The following is a 500-nucleotide window of genomic DNA, read 5'->3' on the forward strand; positions in this document are numbered from 1 at the left end:
AACCATGCTCATCGTCACCCGGGAGGGTGACCGCCGCTGCAAACTCCCGCCGCACCAGCGTGCTCTCGTCGCTCTGGTCTACCTCCGGCGGCACGACACCCTCACGCAGATCGCCGCGGGCTTCGGCATATCCGTCGGCACCACCCACGCCTACGTCACCACCGTCGTCCGGCATCTGGCGGACAAGGCACCAGGACTGCTGAAGGTCCTGCGCGAGACGGACCCCGACTACGCACTCCTGGACGGCACCCTCGCCGAGTGCGACCGGGTCGGCGACGGGCAGGCCGACTACTCCTCCAAGTGCAAGCGCCACGGCGTGAACGTGCAGGTTCTTACCGATCCCACCGGGGAGATTCTGTGGCTGTCGCCGACACTGCCGGGCCGTGCCCACGACCTGACGGCAGCCCGCACGCACAAGATCATTCGGATCTGCGAACGCCAGGGCGTCCCGGTCCTCGCCGACATGGCCTACATCGGTGCAGGCGACTGGGTCACCACCG

Annotated in this window: 1 protein-coding gene; it reads left to right on the forward strand. The window is 68.0% G+C overall.

Going from position 1 to position 500, the window contains the following annotated elements; all coding sequences use genetic code 11:
* Nucleotides 1–500 (forward strand): transposase family protein (locus RM812_RS42160; protein WP_311586303.1); only part of this gene is annotated, 500 nt, incomplete at both ends.

This window comes from Streptomyces lancefieldiae (genome assembly GCF_031845825.1).
GTDB classification, from domain to species: Bacteria; Actinomycetota; Actinomycetes; order Streptomycetales; family Streptomycetaceae; genus Streptomyces; species Streptomyces lancefieldiae.